12 protein-coding genes and 1 pseudogene are annotated in these 17,210 nt (G+C 70.3%); 5 read left to right on the top strand and 8 right to left on the bottom strand.

Annotated elements, in window-relative coordinates:
- Positions 1 to 72: 72 nt before the first annotated feature.
- The 4 genes from OG747_RS37925 to OG747_RS37910 form a co-directional block, all read right to left on the bottom strand.
- Positions 73 to 1,482: a phytoene desaturase family protein gene (locus OG747_RS37925; RefSeq protein WP_405883872.1), complete on the bottom strand. Its 1,410-nt coding sequence runs from the start codon at positions 1,480 to 1,482 to the stop codon at positions 73 to 75.
- Positions 1,483 to 1,919: 437 nt separating this feature from the next.
- On the bottom strand, positions 1,920 to 2,765 hold the full coding sequence (locus OG747_RS37920) for an inositol monophosphatase family protein (protein WP_405883871.1): 846 nt from the start codon (positions 2,763 to 2,765) through the stop codon (positions 1,920 to 1,922).
- A gap of 125 nt (positions 2,766 to 2,890) precedes the next feature.
- Complete coding sequence (locus OG747_RS37915) at positions 2,891 to 4,738, bottom strand: gamma-glutamyltransferase family protein (protein ID WP_405883870.1); 1,848 nt, start codon at positions 4,736 to 4,738, stop codon at positions 2,891 to 2,893.
- A gap of 179 nt (positions 4,739 to 4,917) precedes the next feature.
- A complete protein-coding gene (locus tag OG747_RS37910) occupies positions 4,918 to 5,856 on the bottom strand; it encodes an EamA family transporter (protein ID WP_405885907.1) in 939 nt (312 codons plus the stop codon).
- Between the two features lie 570 nt (positions 5,857 to 6,426).
- Between OG747_RS37910 and OG747_RS37905 the strand changes: the two genes are divergently transcribed.
- Positions 6,427 to 6,687, top strand: coding sequence for a CsbD family protein (locus tag OG747_RS37905; protein WP_405883869.1), 261 nt, complete (start codon positions 6,427 to 6,429; stop codon positions 6,685 to 6,687).
- A gap of 33 nt (positions 6,688 to 6,720) precedes the next feature.
- On the opposite strand, the gene OG747_RS37900 is transcribed toward OG747_RS37905, so the two are convergent.
- The 3 genes from OG747_RS37900 to OG747_RS37890 form a co-directional block, all read right to left on the bottom strand.
- On the bottom strand, positions 6,721 to 7,011 hold the full coding sequence (locus OG747_RS37900) for a CinA family protein (protein ID WP_405883868.1): 291 nt from the start codon (positions 7,009 to 7,011) through the stop codon (positions 6,721 to 6,723).
- Between the two features lie 172 nt (positions 7,012 to 7,183).
- Complete coding sequence (locus tag OG747_RS37895) at positions 7,184 to 7,861, bottom strand: response regulator (RefSeq protein WP_405883867.1); 678 nt, start codon at positions 7,859 to 7,861, stop codon at positions 7,184 to 7,186.
- On the bottom strand, positions 7,858 to 8,970 hold the full coding sequence (locus tag OG747_RS37890; RefSeq protein ID WP_405883866.1) for a sensor histidine kinase: 1,113 nt from the start codon (positions 8,968 to 8,970) through the stop codon (positions 7,858 to 7,860). The genes OG747_RS37895 and OG747_RS37890 overlap by 4 nt, the downstream gene beginning before the upstream one ends.
- 215 nt (positions 8,971 to 9,185) lie before the next feature.
- On the opposite strand from OG747_RS37890, the gene OG747_RS37885 reads away from it, so the two are divergent.
- From OG747_RS37885 to OG747_RS37875, 3 genes are all read left to right on the top strand, one after another.
- A complete protein-coding gene (locus OG747_RS37885) occupies positions 9,186 to 10,187 on the top strand; it encodes a carboxymuconolactone decarboxylase family protein (RefSeq protein WP_405883865.1) in 1,002 nt (333 codons plus the stop codon).
- Positions 10,184 to 11,017, top strand: a complete 834-nt coding sequence (locus OG747_RS37880; RefSeq protein ID WP_405883864.1) for a class I SAM-dependent methyltransferase — start codon at positions 10,184 to 10,186, stop codon at positions 11,015 to 11,017. Before OG747_RS37885 ends, OG747_RS37880 begins: the two co-directional genes overlap by 4 nt.
- A 140-nt stretch (positions 11,018 to 11,157) precedes the next feature.
- Positions 11,158 to 11,823: a hypothetical protein gene (locus tag OG747_RS37875; protein ID WP_405883863.1), complete on the top strand. Its 666-nt coding sequence runs from the start codon at positions 11,158 to 11,160 to the stop codon at positions 11,821 to 11,823.
- A 30-nt stretch (positions 11,824 to 11,853) separates the two neighbouring features.
- Here the strand turns inward: OG747_RS37875 and OG747_RS37870 are convergent.
- Positions 11,854 to 12,372: pseudogene (locus OG747_RS37870) on the bottom strand (cytosine permease); the annotation flags it as partial.
- 746 nt (positions 12,373 to 13,118) lie between these two features.
- On the opposite strand from OG747_RS37870, the gene OG747_RS37865 reads away from it, so the two are divergent.
- The gene (locus tag OG747_RS37865) at positions 13,119 to 17,096 is read left to right on the top strand and encodes an SGNH/GDSL hydrolase family protein (RefSeq protein ID WP_405883862.1); all 3,978 of its coding nucleotides are present in this window, start codon (positions 13,119 to 13,121) and stop codon (positions 17,094 to 17,096) included.
- Positions 17,097 to 17,210: the final 114 nt, after the last annotated feature.

Below are 17,210 nucleotides of genomic sequence, written 5' to 3'. Positions count from 1 at the left end.
TTGTCGAGAGGCATGACAGCGCTTTCTCCCTGGGGCGGGAGATACGGGGGTGACGGCCCTGCGTGCCCGGGTTCAGGACTGCCGCAGCCGCCGCCACACCGCCTTCGCCGCGTTGTGCCCCGACATCCCGTGCACACCGGGGCCCGGCGGGGTGGCCGAGGAGCAGATGAAGACGGCCGGGTGCGGGGTGCTGTACGGGAACAGGGAGAGCTTGGGACGCAGCAGGAGCCGCAGGCCGGAGGCGGCGCCGCAGGCGATGTCGCCGCCCACGTAGTTGGCGTTGCGCGCGGCGAGTTCGCGCGGGCCGGCGCTCGCGCGGGCCAGCACTCGGTCGCGGAAGCCGGGCGCGAACCGCTCCAGCTGCCGCTCGATAGCGTCCGTCAGATCCCCCGTCCAGCCGTTCGGAACGTGTCCGTACGCCCAGAAGACCTGCTTGCCCTCGGGTGCCCGGGAAGGGTCGACGACACTGGGCTGCACCGTGATCAGGAAGGGGACATCGGGCGCCCGGCCCTCGCGCGAGGCCGCACGCAGGGCGGTGCCGATCTCGGCGCGGCTCGCACCCACCTGCACGGTTGTGGCGGTGCGTGCTTCCTTGGCCGTCCAGGGGACGGGTCCGTCCAGGGCGTAGTCGATCTTGAAGGCGGCCGCCCCGTACCGGTAGTCCTCGTAGTACCGCCCGAAGCCCGCGATCCGGGACAGTGCGGTGGGCGAGGTGTCGAAGACGTAGGCGCGGGCGGGCGGCAGGTCATCGAGGCGCTTGACCTCGTAGTCGGTGTGGACGGTGCCGCCGAGGTCCCTGAGGTACGCGGTGAGCGCGTCGGAGATGGACTGGGAGCCGCCGCGGGCGACAGGCCAGCCGCGGGCGTGCGCGGCCAGCGCGAAGACCAGGCCGACCGCGCTGGTGGCGATGCCGTCGAGCGGGGCGATGACGTGTGCGACGAGCCCGGCGAACAGTGCCTGGGCCCGCTCGTCGCGGAAGCGCCGCATCAGCCAGGTGGAGGGCGGCAGCCCGGCCAGGCCGAAGCGGGCCAGGGTGACCGGGTCGCGGGGCAGCGCGGTCAGGGGCAGGGACATGAAGTCGCGGGCCAGCGTGTCCCACTTGGGGAGGAAGGGGGCGACCAACCGGCGGTACGCCCCGGCGTCGCGCGGGCCGAACGAGGCCGCGGTCTCGGCCACGGAGCGCGCCAGCACCGCCGCCGTGCCGTCGGGGAACGGGTGCGCCATGGGCAGCTCGGCGTGCAGCCACTCCAGGCCGTACCGCTCCAGGGGCATCGCTCGGAAGGCGGGCGAATTGATGCCGAGCGGGTGGGCCGCGGAACAGGGGTCGTGCCGGAAGCCGGGCAGGGTCAGCTCCTCGGTGCGGGCGCCGCCGCCCACGGTGTCCCGCGCCTCGAACACCGCTACGGAGAAGCCGCGGCGGGCCAGCTCCACCGCGGCCGTCAGTCCGTTCGGCCCCGCACCCACCACGACCGCATCGAGCATCGACGGCACCTTCGGACTCCTTTGTCAGCCGACGGCCACTGGACTTCAGGATATGCCGGAGGACTGACAGCCTTGGCGGCGCGGGGGGTTGGGAACGGCGAGCCGCGCGGCGGGCGGGGTCTCTCCTGAAGAGGCACCGGTGGTCGGCAGCAACGGGCTCCTGAGCCCGTCGGAACCGGCAGGGTCCCGCCGCTGCCGGAGCCCGGTGGCTCTGCCCACTGTCGGCATCGGCATCGGCATCGGCATCGGCAGGCTCCTGCCGCCGTCGGCAGCGGCAAGCTCGACGGCCGTCGGTACCGGCAAGTCGTACGGCCGCCGCAGGCACCGGCGGGCTCGCACGGCCGCCGCAGGCACCATCAGGCCCGCACGGCCGCCGAGGACACCGGCGGGCGTACGGCCGCAGGCACCGTACGTCAGGCTCGTGCGGCCCGGAACCGTCAGACCCCTGCGGTCAGCAGTCCCAGCACCCGGCGGGCCGTGGCCTCGTCCCGGGCCGCCGTGAACGGCAGTGCGTTGCCTCCGGTGATGCGGAACGGCTCGCCCGTGAGGGTCAGGTGGGTGCCGCCCGCCTCCTCGACCAGGAGCAGGCCCGCCGCGTGGTCCCAAGCCGCTTCCCAGGAGAACACAGTGCTGTCCAACTCGCCGCGGGCGACGGCCAGATACTCCAGGCCGGCCGAACCGCAGGCGCGCGGCCGGACGCCCTTGGTACGCAGGCCGAGGAGGGCGCGCTTCTGCTCGTCCGTGGTGTAGTCGGGGTGGGAGGTGGCTATCTCGAGGTCGCGGCCGGGCGCGGGCGAACCCGAGCGCAGCGGCTCACCGTCCAGGCGGGCACCTCGGCCACGGACGGCGACGGCCAGCTGGTCACGGGCCGGTGCGTAGGTCCAGGAGGCGTGGAGGACGCCGCCCAGCGTGAGCGCGACAAGCGTGCAGAAACCGGTGTCGCCGTGGACGAACTGACGGGTGCCGTCGACCGGGTCGACGATCCAGACCGGGGCCTCGCCCTTGATCGCCTCGTACGTCGCCGGGTTGGCGTGCACCGCCTCCTCGCCGACCACGACCGAGCCGGGCAGCAACTTGGCGAGCGCCTCCGTGAGGTACTCCTCGGCCTTGCGGTCGGCGTCCGTGACCAGGTCGTGCGGCCCGCTCTTCTCGTCGATCTCATGCGCGGCGAGCTGCCTGAAGCGCGGCATGATCTCGGCGGCGGCCGCCTGCCGGACCGCTTCTTCGACGTCGGAGGTGCGGTGGGCGAGAAACTCGTCGATGGTTTCGATGTCTACGATCATGGCTCCATGACAGCACGCCCCACTGACAATCCCCACCGGCCCGGTGCACTCCGGGTGGAATCGCCGTGAATTCCCGGGGTGCGAAGGTCGGCACCCCGCCGCGTACCCCCCGCGTCCCGGGCGAATCACCGTCCCACCGCGTACCCCTGCATCCCCCGCGCGTTCGCCGCCGCCGACAGCACACCGGTCGCCGGGTCCCGGGCGACCGCGCACAGCCGGCCCTCCGACCAGGCCTCGCCGATCCGGACGTCGTGGCCGCGGCGGCGCAGTTCCGCGACGACCGCCTCGTCCGTACGGGACTCGACGGTGAGGCTGCCGGGGCGCATGCCGCGCGGGTGGAACGAACCGGGGAAGCTGTCGTTGTGCCAGTTCGGGGCGTCGATCGCGCCCTGGAGGTCGAGCCCGCCGCGTACCTCGGCGCGCAGCGCCACGGCGAGGAAGAAGTGGGTCTGCCACTGATCCTGCTGGTCACCGCCCGGGGTGCCGAACGCCATGACCGGCACGCCGTCGCGCAGCGCCAGCGAGGGCGTCAGGGTCGTGCGCGGACGGCGGCCGGGCGTGAGGGAGTTGGGCAGCCCCTCCTCCAGCCAGGCCATCTGCAACCGGGTGCCGAGCGGGAAGCCCAGCTCGGGGACGACCGGGTTGGACTGCAGCCAGCCGCCGCTGGGGGTGGCCGCGACCATGTTGCCCCAACGGTCGACGACGTCCAGGTGGCAGGTGTCGCCCCGGGTGCCGCCGTCCCCTGCCACTTCGGGCTCCCCTGCCGCTCGGGGCGCCTCGGGGTCTCCCGCCGCCCCGGCGACGGTGGGTTCGCCCGCGCCCGGTACCGCCAGGGCGTCGAAGCCCGGTTCCCCGGCGGCCACGCCGCGCGCGTGCTCGCTCATCGTCGGGGCGCGCCCTCCGGGGCTCCCTGGACGCAGCTCGTAGGAAGCGTCGTAGCCGATGAGAGCACGCCGCGACGCGTTGTACCCGTCCGACAACAGCTCGTCGAGCGGAACCTCGGCCGCGTCCCCGTACCAGGCCTCCCGGTCCGCCATGGCGAGCTTGCAGCCCTCGACGAGCAGGTGGACGTACTCGGCGGAGCCGTACCGCGGCAGCTGAGGCGGAAGCAGGGCGAGCTGCTGCAGGAGGACCGGGCCCTGGCTCCAGGGACCCGCCTTGCACAGGGTCCAGCCGCGCCAGCCGTACGTCGCCGGGGCCTCGTAGTGCGCGGACCAGGAGGCCAGGTCGGTGGCCGTCAGGGTGCCGGCGTGGCGCTTGCCGCTCGTGTCCATGGTGGGCCGCCGGGCCTGTCGCACCAGGGCCTCGGCTATGAACCCGGAGCGCCAGACCCGCCGCGCGGCCTCGATCCGCGCCACGCGGCCGGTCTCCCCGGAGACCTCGGCGAGCAGCCGGCGCCAGGTCGCGGCGAGGGCGGGGTTGCGCAGCAGTTCGCCAGGGCGCGGGGCCTTCCCGCCGGGCAGATACACCTCGGCCGACGAAGTCCACTCCGTCTCGAAGAGCTCACGCACCGACTCCACGGTCTCGCCGACGCGCTCCACGGGCGGGTGCCCGTCCTCGGCGTACCCGATGGCGTACTTCAGGACGTCGGCCAGGGACTTCGTGCCGTGGTCGCGCAGGAGCAGCATCCACGCGTCGAAGGCGCCGGGCACGGCCGCGGCGAGCGGCCCGGTACCGGGTACGAGATCCAAACCGAGTCCCCTGTAGTGGGCGATCGTCGCCCCGGCGGGCGCGACGCCCTGCCCGCACAGCACGCGCACCTCGCCGCCCGCCGGGGCGAGAATGATCGGGACCTCACCGGCGGGTCCGTTGAGGTGCGGTTCGACGACGTGCAGGACGAAGCCCGCGGCGACGGCGGCGTCGTACGCGTTGCCGCCGTCCTCCAGGACGGCCATCGCCGACTGCGAGGCGAGCCAGTGTGTCGAGGACACCATGCCGAAGGTGCCCTGGAGGGTGGGGCGGGTCGTGAACATATGGCCTCTCACCTGGCTGTTTCCGCGCATCAGCAGGCCCCGTCAGTCCTCAGGATGCTCCCTTGGGAGAATCCGGGGAGTTGGGGCCCGACTCCGGTCCGCCTGAGCAGCCAGCAGGTTATCGATCGGTTGCCGTCCCACTCCAGTGCCCTGCCGACCCGCGGCGAGGGGCGTTGGGGTCACCCGGTTTCCGGGTCAGCATCAATGGTGCGGCCGGCGACGTCTGGGCGGGCGCCGCGTGTGGCGCCCGCCGATGCGGCCACCACGCACAGCACCGCGATCCACTGCGACCAGTGCAGCGACTCCTGGAGCACGATGAGGCCGATGAGGGCCGCCATCGCTGGTTCGAGGCTCATCAGGATGCCGAACACGCGCGGTGGGATCTTGCGCAGTGCTTCCAGATCCAGCGAGTACGGGATCACCGACGACAACAGTGCCACGCCGAGCCCCGCAACCAGGACCCACGGCTGAATCAGCGCCGTTCCTCTGTCGGCCACGCCGAATGGCACAGCCACCAGTGCCGCGACGGCCATTCCCAGAGCCAGACCATTGCCTTCCGTGGTGTGGCGGCCCAGCGCCGCGCCGACCAGGATGTACAGGCCCCAGCACGTTCCTGCGGCGAGGGCGAACAGGAAACCGACAAGGTTGAGGTCGCCGCGTCCCTCCACCAGCAGGACCACACCGCCTGCCGCGAGCACGGCCCAGAAGGCGTCCAGCCATCGCCTCGACCCGGCCAGGGCCACCGCCAGCGGCCCGAGGAACTCGATGGTTACCGCGATCCCCAGCGGGATCCGGGCCAGCGCCAGGTAGAAGCACAGGTTCATCGAGCCGAGAATCACGCCGTAGCTGAGCACTACTGTCCACGTGCGACGATTCATGCGCAGTGACGGCCGCCACAACAGCATCAGCACCGCCGCCGCGAAGAACAGTCGCAACGCGACTGTCCCGAAGCTGCCCACTGCGCTGAACAGGTGCTTGGCCAATGCCGAGCCCACCTGAACGCTGACGACGCCGAGCAGTACCAGTGCCGGTGGCGGGATCGCGCCGAAGGTAGGTCCGGCCGACGCGGTCAGGGACGATCGGCGGGACGGGCCGCGTTCAGTCCTGTCGACGTTCATGGTGGCCACGCGTGGATTATCGACGATCGGGCGCCGCGCGTCACGCGATTAAAGTGCCTCCGACGGGGCGGGAACAAGAACCTGGACGATCCTCATTCTCGCTGGTCAGAGCTGGTCAGAGGCACTTTCTGCTGAGCTGACCACCTGTCGGACAGCCCGCCTCGTGAAAGCCCGGGGCGAGCCCGGAATGAGGATCAGGGTGGCCCGTGCGGAAGGGTCCGGCGCTGCGCAGCGACCTGTTCACGGTGACGCATGAGCTCGATCTCGGCCAAGCGGAGTTTTTCGCGGGCGTCGAGATGGTCCGCCGATTCACCGGCCAGTCTGGTGCGCCGCAACATCGCGTCCTCCTGGGGTGGCGATTCCCCCCGTTCCCCCCCGGCCTTCCACTCTATGGCGGTTCTGGTCTCGAACGTTCATGAACCCTCGTCGGTTTCTTGATGAGGGCGTCCGCACAGATCCTCGGTTTCCGCTGCCTTCGGCCTACAGGGTCCCGTCGTGCCAGGTGTGCCGACCTCGCAACCGCACAAGACGGCCCACGCCGGTTTGCGGCACCCCCCTCATGGCCACACGGTGAAGAAGGTGCGTCGACGAAGAAAGGCACGCAGACACCGCCGCGCCGCACTCGACAGCGCCTTCGAAAGGAAAGCGATCGTGATGATCAAGGGAAATCCCAAGACGCAACAGTTCAGGGGCAAGATGAAGGAGACCCTGGGCAAAGCACTGGGTGACAAGTCCATGCAGCGGTCGGGCCGCAGCGAACAGCTGCGCGGGAAGGCCCATGAGATGACCGAAAAGGCCGCGGCCCAGATCCGTAAGCGGACCAAGCACTGACAGCGAGCGCCCGGACGCCTTCGGGCACCGTCGTCAGCTTTTCCCTTCCGGGGGACGTAGATGGTCGCGGAGAAGTTCGAGGGCCGCGACCACCGCCGTCCGGCGGATGGCTACGCGGCTGTCGCCGCCGTGGACAGGGGGCTCGCCGATGGCGGTGCCCCCGGTCCGCTCACCGCCACGAACAGCGTTCAGTCCGGGATCGACACCCAGCAGCGACGGCTTGATCTCGGTGGCGTAGGCGATCACGCCACCGAGGAAGGTGCGCGACGCGCCGGGCGCGTCCGCCAGGGTCAGGAACTCCGCCCTGCTCAGGCCCGGGCTCACGTCCTGAGAGCTCGGAGGGAAAGCATTCCTGTCCACGACCACACAGTGCGCACCTTCGGCCGTTCCTCACCCGTCGGACAGCGCACAGGCCCCAGCCCCAGGGGGCCCGAAACCCTTACGCCGGCAGCACCGACAGCGACGGGGGCGCGGAGCACTCCGACGCTTCGACATCTCACCCCAACCGGTGATCTCCGTTCCGGACGGCCACCAGCCCCGACTCGTACGCGAACACCACCAGCTGTGCCCGGTCGCGGGCGCCCAGTTTGGTCATCGCCCGGCTGATGTGGGTCTTGGCCGTGAAGGGGCTGATGACCATGTGCGCGGCGATCTCCTCGTTGGTCAGACCGCGCGCGGCGAGGGCGGTGACCTCGCGTTCGCGGCGTGTGAGGCACTCCAGGCCCGGCGCGGTGGCCCGGTCCGGGGGCCGGGCCACGAACTCGCCGATCAGGGTGCGGGTCACGGACGGGGACAGCAGCGCCTCTCCATGTGCGACGACCGCGATCGCCTGGAGCAGGTCGGCGGGCTCGGTGTCCTTGAGCAGGAAGCCGCTGGCCCCGGCCCGCAGCGCCTCGAAGACGTACTCGTCCAGGCCGTAGTTGGTGAGCATGACGACACGTACGGCCGCCAACTCCGGGTCGGCGGCGATACGCCGGGTCGCCTCGATGCCCGACATCACCGGCATCTGTACGTCGATCAGGGCGACGTCCGGTACTTGGGCGCGTACGAGCGCCAGGCCCCGCTCCCCGTCGGCGGCCTCCCCCACCACCTCGATGCCGTCCTCGGCGTCCAGCAGGGCGCGGAAACCGGCCCGCATCAGGGCCTGGTCGTCGACGAGCGCGACCCTGATCACAACACGTCCTCCGGTATGCCCAGCGGCAGTTCGGCGCGCACCGAGAAACCGCCCTCCGCGCGCGGGGCGGCCCGCAGGGTGCCGCCGAGGGCCGTGACGCGTTCGCGCATGCCGGTGAGGCCGATGCCGGGCGTGGGCGGGCAGGACGAGTCGGCGCCGCCGTCGTCGTCCACGGATATCTTCAGCTCATCCATGTCGTATGCGAGTTGGACGTTCACCTTGGCGGGGCCCGCGTGGCGCGCCGCGTTCGTCAGGGCCTCCTGGACGATGCGGTACGCGGCACGGTCCACGGTCGCCGTGAGCGGGCGTTCGTCGCCGGTCACCGTCAGTTCGACGGCGAGGCCGGCCGCGCGGGCCCGTTCCACGAGCAGCGCGGGCGTGCCGGTCGGCTCGTCGGTGCGCAACACCTCCAGCGTGGCCCGCAGTTCACGCATCGCCTCGCCGCCCGCCTCCTGGATGGCGAGCAGCGCGGGCGGCACCTCCTCGCCGCGCTTGCGGGCGAGGTGGACGGCGACGCCCGCCTGGAGCTTGACGATCGAGATGCTGTGCGTGAGCGAGTCGTGCAGGTCACGGGCGATCCGCAGCCGTTCCTCCCCCGCCCGGCGCAGGGCCGCTTCCTCGCGCGTGCGTTCCGCCTCCATCGCACGCTGTTCCGTCTGGCGCAGGTACGCCTGCCAGTTGCGGTCGGCGAGGCCCGTCACCAGGGCGCACAGGAACCAGCCCATGAGCAGGAGCGTCTGCTCGACGATCTCCCGCGTCGTGGGGCACGTCGCCACGAATCCCGCCAGGAACACGGCACTCGCGAGCGCCGCCACCCCTCGGTGGGCCGCTCGCGCGGCCGTGTGGACTGCGCCCAGGACGGGGAGAGCGGACAGGGGTCCGGGGTGGGCGTGGAGGACGTACGCCGTCGTGGTGGCCGTACTGACCGCCAGTACTCCGCGCGGGGCCCGGCGGTAGGCCGCGAGGGCCAGGGAACCCGCGGCGATCAGGGCGTAGTCGGCGGGGGTCGTGCCGTCGTCGAACGCGGCCGCGGCCATGACGAGGGCGCCGACCACGACCGCGAGCGTCGCGTCGGCCAGGCGCCTGCGGGTGGCCTGGTCCCACGTCATGTTCGGCACGATAGACGGCTGTTCGGGCAGCCGCGTCAGACCTGTGGAGGGGGCCCGACGTACTCCCGCTGGAGTAGTTCGCGCCGCGCGCGGGCCAGGTGGGGGTAGCTCACGGTGCATTCGGGCGTACGACGCCCGCGGGGGCTTGCCTGGACCACTGTTGCAACGGCGGCCGAGACAGTGGCCCCACGCACTGCCCTACCAGGAGGCGCCCCGTGCCCAGCCCCTTCCGTTACACCGCCCCACCCCCGCCCAAGTCCGCCGCCGGCCCCGCCGCGGCCGTCTACGCCCAACTCGCCGACGACTTCGGTACCGAGCGCGCGGTCACTTTCGTCGTGCTCTCCTCCGCTCCCGAAATCATGGCCCCCGCGTGGGCGTTGATGCGCGAGTCGCTGATCGCGGGCGAGGGAAGCCGCACCGGGAAGGAGCTCGCGGCGCTCGGAGTGTCCGTCGCCAATCGGTGTCCGTTCTGCGTGGGCGCGCACACGATGCTGCTGCACGCGACCGGGGACCACCGGCTCGCGGAGACGGTGGCGCGGGGTGAGTCCCCCGCCGACGAGGAGCACGCGCGCGTGCTGGCGTGGGGCGAGGCGACCCGGACCCCGGGGGCGCCGGAGTTGACGCCGTACCCCTTCCCCGTCTCGCACGCTCCCGCCTACCTCGGCACCGCCCTCTCCTTCCACTTCATCAACCGCGTGGTGTCGGCGCTGCTGACCGAGCGTCTGTTGCCGGGCAACGCCGAGCGGTTCAGGGCGGTGCGGAGTCTGGCCGGGCGATCCGTCGCCAGGACGGTGCGCCGTCGCCCCGCCCCGGGGGCGGGCCTGGCGCTCCTCGACCGGCCCGGCCCCGGCCCGGACTGGGCGCGAGGGACCACCGTCGGCCCGGCCTACGCCGCACTGCGGGCCGCCGCCACCGCGGGAGCGGGCCTTCTCGACGAGGCCGACCGGATCCTCGTACGGAAAACCCTCCGGGGCTGGAACGGCGCACACCCGCCGCTCGGGTGGGACGGGCTTCCCGACCGCTCGCGGCCCGGAGCGCGTCTCGCGCTGCTGGCCGCGCTCGCCCCGTATCGGATCACGGACGAGGACGTGACGGCCTGGCGCGAACCCCACCACACCGACGCCTGTCTGGTGCGTCTCGTCGCGTACGGCGCGTTCGCCGCCGTCGACCGGATCGAGAGCGCGCTGCCCACCCTCGCGACGCAGGAGACCTCGTGACACAGATCGCCAACCCCGCTCAGGCACACGTCTGGAACGGCCGTCTCGGCAACCACTGGGCCACCCACCACGAGCGCTACGACACGCTCGTATCCGGCCTGAACGGCGCACTCTTCGACGCGGCGGCCATCGCCGCCGGCGACCGCGTCCTGGACGTCGGTTGCGGGGCCGGCGCGACGACCCGGATCGCGGGCCGGCTGGCCGCGCACGGGCACGCCGTCGGTGTCGACATCTCGGCACCCCTGCTCGACCGGGCCCGGGCGACGACCGCCACGGAGGGAATCGGCAACGTCGCGTACGAGCTCGCCGACGCGCAGGTCCACCCCTTCCCGCCCGCCGGATACGACGTGGTCATCAGCCGGGGCGGAGTGATGTTCTTCGCGGACCACGCAGTCGCGTTCCGGAATCTGGCGCGGGCACTACGGCCGGGAGGGCGACTCGCGTTCGTCTGTCCGCAGCCCGCCGGTCCGGAGATCGAGGAGTCACGCGCCCTGAGCCTTTTCGGAAAGCTCCTGGACGAACCGGACGCCGATACGGTCGCGGCCCACGTCGCGATGGCCTCCCTGTCCGACCCGGCGCGCATCCGCGAGGTGCTGCGCGGATGGAACGACGTGACCGTGACCCCGGTCGGGGCGGAGACGGTGTGGGGGCGCGATGCCGCGGACGCCGTCGACTTCATCCTCTCCCGCACACCCGGCCGGACGGTCGACGCCGACACGCGCGCGACTCTGGAGGACACCTTGCGCCCCTATGAGACGAATCGCGGCGTAGCGCTGCGGGCGGCGGTGTGGCTGGTGACGGCGAAATGGCGCGCCGCCCGCCACCAGTGAGCCGGCTCGTCAACAGTGAGCCACTGTCACCACACAGGCACGGAGCGAGTTCACACTTCCGCCCCACAGGGAGTCATGTGAGACTGGCGTCCCGTCCGCAGTGCGGACTCGCTCCGCACCATCCCCCACGAGAAGTGGCCTTGCGTTCTCTTCCCCTGCCGCTCGCCCTCACCGCGCGCCTGCTGCCGGTCGCCGTGCTCGCCTGCACGGGCTGGGTCATGTCGTCCGATCCGTCGACCACGGCCCCGGCCACCACTGAGCACAAGTCGCCCCAGACCACGCAAACCCCCACGGGGCCCGCGGCGACGGCGGTCTCGAAGACGTACACCACGGCCCCCGCGCCGTGCACCGGCGTGGCGGAGGAGACGGTCAAGTCCCTGGTCCCGGGCGCCAAGACGGCCGGCCAGGAGATCCCGTCGACGGACAAGACCGTGCGTCGCACCTGCTCCTGGAACGCTCTCAAGGGGTTCGACTACCGCTGGCTCGACGTCTCGTACGAGATCAAGACGTCGGACGAAGCGGCACAGACGTCCTACAAGGAGCGCGTCGCGGACAAGAGCGGCGGAGGAGCGGTCCCCGGCCTCGGCGACGCGGGCTACTCCATCGTGAACCTCACCACCGAGAACAAGCAGCAGACCCGCGAGGGGGTGGTGATCGCCCGCGTGTCCAACGCCCTGGTGGTCGTCACCTACAACGGCAGCGACTTCGAGACGAAGAAGGCGCCCAGCACGGACGTGATCAACAAGGGCGCCATCAAGGCCGCCAAGGACGCGGTGGCGACGTTGGAGAACGGCCAGAAGGGCTGACAGCTCCGGCCGTTCTCCCACAGCCACGCGTCAGGCGGCGGCCTTCTCCTTGCCGCCCCGCAGCGTCAGCGTCATCAGCGCCAGGTACAGCACCATCGACGTGCCGAGCCCGACCGCCCATCCGTAGTCGGCCAGCGACTTCAGCGCCGGGATGGGCCGCCCGTCGATGAGCGGATGGAAGTCGGCGCCGCCGACGGCCAGGACGCCCCCGGTGAGGAAGGCGACGACGGCCCGCCAGTTCCAGCCGCCGTCGTACCAGTAGCGGCCGCCCGTGCGGTACAGGTCGGCGAGGTCGAGCTTGGTGCGGCGCAGGACCCAGTAGTCGGCGATGAGGATGCCCGCGACCGTGCCGAGCAGACCGCCGACGAGGCCGAGCCGGGTGAAGATGTAACCCTGCGGGTCGGAGTACAGCTTCCAGGGGAAGATCAGCACGCCGAGGACGCAGGTGGCGAGGGCGCCGGTACGGAAGTTGATCTTCCGGGGTGCGATGTCGGAGAAGTCGAAGGCCGGCGAGACCAGGTTGGCCGCGATGTTCAGGGACAGGGTGCTATGACCCAGCGCTGAATCGTGCGCGGCAGATACCGTTCTTTGTTCGACCCGCGTCACAGGTTTTGGTAATTATTATCAGAACTTGCCGATTCGATGACCCGTCAGCCCGAGGTGTACGAACAGCGAATTTCAGCCCAGTCAATAAGGCGGGAAGCGAACCCCCACCCACCTTTCTTCACAGCAACTCCTCAGCTGAAGGGCGTATTTCGTCTATCCGGGATCGAGCAGCCGCCAGGCGGGGCCGGGTCCCGTTTCCGGCCACCTCTTGATCCACTCCTTGTCTGATGTGTCCACGCCGCACCTATAGTGTGCTGGCCTCGGTGGTACGGACCAGTCCGTGACTCAATTCCGCCGTGGATGCCCGACCATCAGCAGGGGAAACATTGCGGACCGTATGTGCCGTGCTGCCCCCCTCTGCCGTGCATCGACAAATATGAGGGGGCTCATGCGTCAGGACAAAGCCGCTGCCGCCATCGGGTAGGGCGAAATCCGCCTCAACACCCTCAACCTGGCCTCCCTCACCGCCACGATCCGGAACGGCGCGTTCACACCGCAGACCGCCCGCGCCGTCGTCCGTGCAGTTCCCGGCGCCACCAGCAGACTCCCGCCCACCCTGCAAGGCCCTCCCGCCTGCGCTGGGCGGGCAGAGCCGTGCCCCGACCAGGCACGAGCATCCACTCAACGAGAAACGGGGAAGCACCCTCTTGAGACCCAGAAGACGAACGCCCCTGCCCTTAGCCGTCACGATGGCCTGTGCAGCACTGGCCGGCGGCCTGCTGCAAGCAGCGCCCGCCACCGCCGCGCCCAAGCCGTCCCCCGGCCGTAGTCACGCCACACCGCCGACGCCTCCCAGCCGCGTCACCAATCCGGACAGCAAGCTCGGCAAGGGCTGGAACACGTCCCAGGACCGGGCCGTCACCGCTGCCGCCGACACTGACGGCCTGCACGTCCTGGTCGCCGACAGCGCAAAGGCGTACGAGTGGAAGACCGCCACCGTCCTGAGTGAACCCGGTTTGCCGGCGGACTCCTGGATCGGCAACCAGTGCGTCATCGACCACCAGCACGCCGCCGTCGTCTACGCGCCGCGCTCGTTCACGAACAAGCCGGACCTGATGCAGGGCGGCGCGTTCGCCGCGATCGTCAACCTTGACACCGGGCACGTCACCAAGCTGCCCTTCACGGCGTCGCTGGCCTACTTCGACCCGTCCTGCAACCCGGACACTCATACCGCCGTGTTCACCGCTTACCGGGACATGAACGACCCCGAAAGCACCAAGACGCGCGTGGTGACCGTGAACACGGCGGGGAATACCACCGGCGCGACCGTGACGAGTGGCGAGGTCACCAGCGCTGTCCCGGTGCAGGACGGCACGGTCGCCGCACGCGGCCGCCGGCTGGTGCACATCGACCGGTCAGGCACGGTGAAGAACCTGACCACCGCAGACACCGTCCCGTTCGACATCCGCCCCGCCGCACACGGGCAGATCGCCTTCGTCGACCGCAGCGGCAACACCACCGCGCACGCCAAACTGTTCACCGGGCACGGCCGGCTGACCGTCATCGCCTCCGGCGAGCTCGGCGAACTCGACCTGTCCCAGGGCCCGGCGGGCCGGGTTTTCCTCACCGGCCACCCCATCGGCGCCCTCAACACGCAGGGCACCGGGGTCATTCGCATCAACGCCCCTGCGGCCACCGACATTTCCACGCTGGGGCGTCTGGCCGTCAACCCGGTCCTCACTCCCGGCGTCCATGCGGGCCTGGCACGGGTAAAGAACGCGGGCAAGGGCTTCGCCAAGGCCGAACCCTCCCCACAGGACCAGTCGGCGCAGGCTCCGGAAACCGTGACGTCCGACGCCGCGACGACGGTGACCTCCATCGCCACCACCACCGGCGAGGAGATCAGCCAGTCCGTCCAGGACGACACAGCGGACGCGAAGGGCACCCCGGCCTCCGCCGGGAAGAGCATCGTCTCGCCCGCCCTCACCGCCGGCGGGCAGGGCGGCAAGCGGAAGCGGCTGATGCGGACCGCGGCCGCCGTGTCGAACACCCCGGTCGACACCGACCGCTGGTGCGCCGTCTCCCGCAACGACGTGACCGCGCAGGCGCTCCAGCCGACCCCGAACCAGGTCGAGTGGGCCGTCGACATGGCCGTGCGTGGCAAGCTGCGCTCCGACGTGATCCGGCAGGGCGGCTACCGCAACCAGACCGGCCTGAGCACCATCGACCCTCAGGGGGCGTTCCCCCCGCCGACGCTGAACGGCGGCGACGGCAAGGGGCGCATCCCCGCGAATGTGCTCCTCGGGATCATGGCGCAGGAGTCGAACCTGTGGCAGGCCGAGGGTGGTTCGATCCCCGGCCAGATGGGCAACCCGCTGGCCGCCGTGGACGGCTACTACGGGCACAAGGCCGTGGACGGTGACCCGGACTCCATCTGGAGGATCCACTGGGACAAGTCGGACTGCGGCTACGGGGTCGGGCAGGTCACCGACGGCATGCGCCTGGCGGGGCTTGAGAAGCCGGGCGAGAAGAGCCTCTCCCCGGCCTTGCAGAAGGCCGTGGCGGTCGACTACGCGACGAACATCGCCGCCTCCATGAAGATCCTCGCCGACAAGTGGAACGAGGTCCACACCGCCGGGCAGGCGGTCGCCGTCAACAACGACGACCCGTCCATGGTGGAGAACTGGTTCACCGCAGTCTGGAACTACAACCTCGGCTTCAACCCGCCCTCGGACGCGTCGAAGCACGACGGACACTGGGGCCTGGGCTGGTTCAACAATCCGGCCAACCCGCTCTACAAGAAGAGCTGGAACCATCCGTTCATGGACACCTCCGTGGACGGTACCGAGGCCAACCATGACGCGGCGCATCCGCAGGACTGGCCGTACGAGGAGAAGGTGATGGGCTGGGCCGCCTGGTCCATCGACACCGGGTTCTCCTACGGCACCGACGGCCGCCAGGACTGGCCCGGCGAGTCCGGCTTCTCCTCAGCAGGCTTCCGGCCCGCCTGGTGGACCACCCCGGCCCAGCGCAGCCTCGTCTCGCCGCCTCTCAGCACCTTCTGCAACGGCAACAACAACTGCGACCCGAACACGCCGCCGGACTGCACGACCGAGGCCTGCTACGCGAAGTACTGGTGGAACCGGCCCAACGCGACATGGAAGAGTGACTGCGCCACCAGTTGCGGGCACGAGAACATCAAGTATCAGACGGTGATCCCGGAGCCGGGACGCGGCTACCGGCTCAAGAACGGTAGCCCCGTGTGCGTCGGTGCCCCCACCGGCGCCACTGTCGTCGCCTCCGTCCCCAACAAAACCGAATCGTGGGGCGACTGCGGTCAGGTGACCTCTTCGGGCGACTTCCAGTTCACGTTCTACCCGGACCCGAACGCGACCGGTCCCGGCCTCGGCCCGTACGAGGCGAAGGCCGATCTGCACCAGGTCGGCGGCGGCTACGGCGGCCACTTCTGGTACGCGCACACCCGCAACAAGGACCATCTCGGCGGCGACAACGGCTACATGACCATCAAGGGCACCTGGACACTCGGCCAGTCCGCCGACTGGGCACGGGTCTTCGTCCAGCTACCCGATACCGGAACCCAGACCCAGCAGGCACACTATGTGATCCACGGCGTTGCCGGGGGCGACCGGGACCGCTACCTCAACACCCACTACGGTAAGAGCACGTGGGCCGAACTCGGCGTCTACCACTTCACCGGCACGCCGAGTGTGGAACTGTCCAACTCCACCGATGACGGCACCGCCGACGACGACATCGCGTGGGGGGCCGTGGCCTTCCAGAAACTGGCGGACAAGCCGAAACACATGGTCGTCGCCATGGGCGACTCCTACTCCTCCGGTGAAGGCGCCGGCGACTACTCGCCCGAGTCCAACACCAGCCACGGCACCTCCCAGTGGAACGGGTGCCGTCGCAGCAACAACTCCTGGCCACGCAAGGTCATCCTGCCCTTCAACAGCTCCACCATCGGACAACTCGCCGACGCGAACGACAGCTCGATCGACTTCCAGAACGTCACCTGCTCGGGCGCGCACACGTGGCAGTTGACCTCAGGAAACCCCACGGCATGGGGAGTGATCGGCAACTACCACGAGAAGAGCCAGATCGACTCCGGAGTGCTCAGTGCCGACACCTCCCTGGTCATGCTGACCATTGGCGGAAACGACAGTAACAACTTCACAAACGCCGTCACCGACTGCTACATCATTGGGGTGTGCAACGCGTCCGACTACACAGGCAAGGTCGACCAAGCGGTGACGGACACCGGTACCGTCCTCAGCGAAATCGCGTCCGCCGCGCCCAACGCGCAGATCGTGCTCATGGACTACCCGCACATCGTCAACAACGCGCCCTGTCTGCCGGCCAACTTCGACGCCCTGAACTACCTGGCCGACTACGTACGCGACAAGCAGAAGGCGAAGGTGGACGAGCTGCAGAAGGCCGGGATCAAGGTGGCGTTCGCCGACGCGATCCCCGCATTCAAGGGACACGGCATCTGCGACACCGACGAGTGGATCAACAAGATCGTGGCAGGGCCGAACGGAGACGGCGACTTCCACCAGGGAGACCCGGCCAATCAGATCCCCTGCATACCGGTGACCGGCATCTGCGTCAGCTTGGAGTCGTTCCACCCCAAGAACGCGGGCACCACGGCCTACGCACAAGTGATGGACCAGAAACTCGCCGACATCGGCTACAAGGGCGGCTGATGAGGAACGCACTCCGCAGCACGCTGGTCACGCGGCGGGGCACCCGCCGCGTGACCAGCGGTTGCCTCATTCTGCTGATCATCCCGGCCTGCCTGCTGCTGTACTTCTGGTACT

This window comes from Streptomyces sp. NBC_01384, from assembly GCF_045040035.1.
GTDB lineage: Bacteria > Actinomycetota > Actinomycetes > Streptomycetales > Streptomycetaceae > Streptomyces.
The sequence above is the reverse complement of the archived record's forward strand: the minus strand, read 5'-3'. Positions and strand labels throughout refer to the sequence as shown.